Below are 2,146 nucleotides of genomic sequence, written 5' to 3'. Positions count from 1 at the left end.
TGGAACCTGAACGCTTCAGATTACGGGGTTCCGCAAGCTAGAAAAAGGGTGTTTTTTGTTGCATCTAAGTTTGGAGAAATTATACCGCCAAAGCATCAACCTCAACATACAGTTAGAGATGCGATCGCGGACTTGTTGCCAGTCCCCCTACTCCCCAAGCAAAACACTCAAGAATGGCATCCAGATTGGGTGAAGGGAGAATATGCTAAGTATCTTGAAAAAATATTCCCAAATCTTGGTATAGTAACTAACATTAGAACGGGATTCACAGCGACAACACATACACCAGAAGTAATTCAGCAATTCATCAACACTCCCCCAGGTGCGAGAGAAGCTAAATCTAAATCAAAAAAGCTGCAATGGGATGGATTCTGCGTGACGTTAAGAGCGGGGAGTGGCAACCGCACCGCATTACGTCCCCTTCATCCAGAACAGCCACGAGTTATCTCAGTTAGAGAAGCTGCTCGCTTACACAGTTATCCTGATTGGTTTAATTTTAGTGAGGCAATACTCCACGCCCAAAGAGAAATCGGAAATTCGGTACCCCCATTGCTTGCATATGCTGTGGGAATGCAAGTTAGAGAACATCTAGAATGTAATACCAGTTATCAGATTAATTGCCAAAATTGGCAAAACTGCCTATTTTTACCAATTTCTTGCAATTTTAAGAATATATCGGTTTTTGTCAATGAAATGCTGTCTTTAAGCGGGTTAAGTAAAATCAGCAAAGAGCGATCGCCTCCACGTCTGGCTAAAAGAAAGCAAAATTTGTTACTTGTCTGTAGGTCTGACGAGATAATAAATGATTATTTTAACCGCGAATTGTGTGCGTCACTCTGGGCAAGAAGACCACCAAACAAGGGTACTCAGACAGGAATTAATTGATGGATATGGGCTACTTCCCCAACAAATTCTCCGTGAAGCGATCGCAGATTATCACGCCAAAATCAAATCCCAAGAAAAAGAGCAGTCCCAGGAAGTATTAGCTCTAACAACAGCCAGAGAAGCAGGTTTAATTATTGACTACTATGAGTTGGAAAATGGCTGGCTTCAAGTATTTATTGCAGGTGAAGATAAGCCTGTAAGCATTAGTAAATCAAATGTAATTAGTTGGGTACAAGAACAAGAAAAACTCAACTGCGTAACTACGTAAACCACCACAATCAGCTAACGCCTCAGGTTTCAAAATAATCCTAAAAAAAGCATAAATGGAATTGTCAGGAAAAATACCCTCAATTCCTTGCTGCTACATGATTGAGCTATCTCGTCCACTTGGAAATGAGAAACATCAAGCTCGTTATTACTTAGGTTCATGCGCGAACCTCAAGAAAAGATTTCAGCAGCATCTACAAGTATCTGGAGCAGCATTTACTCGTGCTGCGATAAAACGCGGCATCGAATTCAAAATTGTCCACGTGTGGAAGACTTCAAGTAAACAAGAAGCCCGTCAGCTTGAAATTCAACTCAAACGATATAAAAACCACGCACAATTATTAAGGAGAGTGCAAAATGTCAAAACGAATTCCACAAAAACTAGGTAGATACAATTTAAGACGCAGATTACGCGGAAAAGTTTTGCTATCAAAGGTTACAAGCTTGATTTGCTATCAACATAACCATCAAGAAAAAACCTGCACAACTGCAAGGAAATTCATTCGCAATAACAATATTCAACCACCATGTGTTATCACAGTACTCAAGATATCGGGTAGTGAATAAAAATTTTTCTTGTAAAACAATGGATTGTTTAGCTATAAATATGCCATTGAAAATCACAAATTATTCTCACCGGAAATAGCGTCAGTTGCTAGTTAAATCAGCTATCACTTAAATCTACTATAGCCTGCCATATCTGGCAGGCTAAAAACTGTTGTAATCTTTATTAAAGATGCAAAGACTGGAGGTGTACCTAGAATTGTTACTGAATGAATAATTACAAATACCCAGTAACACTAAACTAAAACTGGAATTTTATAGGTCAAAATGCCAATTACAGTCATGTTATATTATCCTATTGATATTTAACTAACGAGTTAATTGTTTAATTAACCATGATATTTGTTGATTACTAATTTTTTCTTGCTGACATTTGATCTGTAATGGCTTTTCATCAGTAACCAAGATTCTCTCGAAGGTTTTGGCGTAG

The 2,146-nt window shown here is 38.5% G+C and carries 4 protein-coding genes; all 4 read left to right on the top strand.

What is annotated here, in order from left to right; genetic code table 11:
- On the top strand, positions 1-885 hold an 885-nt coding region (locus ACWATR_RS39595), incomplete at its 5' end, for a DNA cytosine methyltransferase (protein WP_460345737.1).
- A complete protein-coding gene (locus ACWATR_RS39590; RefSeq protein ID WP_460345734.1) occupies positions 827-1,153 on the top strand; it encodes a hypothetical protein in 327 nt (108 codons plus the stop codon). The genes ACWATR_RS39595 and ACWATR_RS39590, both read left to right, overlap by 59 nt.
- A 55-nt stretch (positions 1,154-1,208) precedes the next feature.
- Positions 1,209-1,541, top strand: a complete 333-nt coding sequence (locus tag ACWATR_RS39585; RefSeq protein ID WP_289794574.1) for a GIY-YIG nuclease family protein — start codon at positions 1,209-1,211, stop codon at positions 1,539-1,541.
- A complete protein-coding gene (locus tag ACWATR_RS39580) occupies positions 1,510-1,719 on the top strand; it encodes a DUF3155 domain-containing protein (protein WP_354666108.1) in 210 nt (69 codons plus the stop codon). Before ACWATR_RS39585 ends, ACWATR_RS39580 begins: the two co-directional genes overlap by 32 nt.
- Positions 1,720-2,146 lie beyond the last annotated feature (427 nt).

The organism is Nostoc sp. UIC 10890, assembly GCF_054786515.1.
Note: the sequence above shows the minus strand (reverse complement) of the source record. Positions and strands in the feature narration are given on the sequence as shown.

Bases quoted from the DNA above. Each gene is read 5' to 3' on its own strand.
- ACWATR_RS39585 (WP_289794574.1), top strand. From the start codon at position 1,209: ATGGAATTGTCAGGAAAAATACCCTCAATTCCTTGCTGCTACATGATT.
- ACWATR_RS39580 (WP_354666108.1), top strand. From the start codon at position 1,510: ATGTCAAAACGAATTCCACAAAAACTAGGTAGATACAATTTAAGACGC.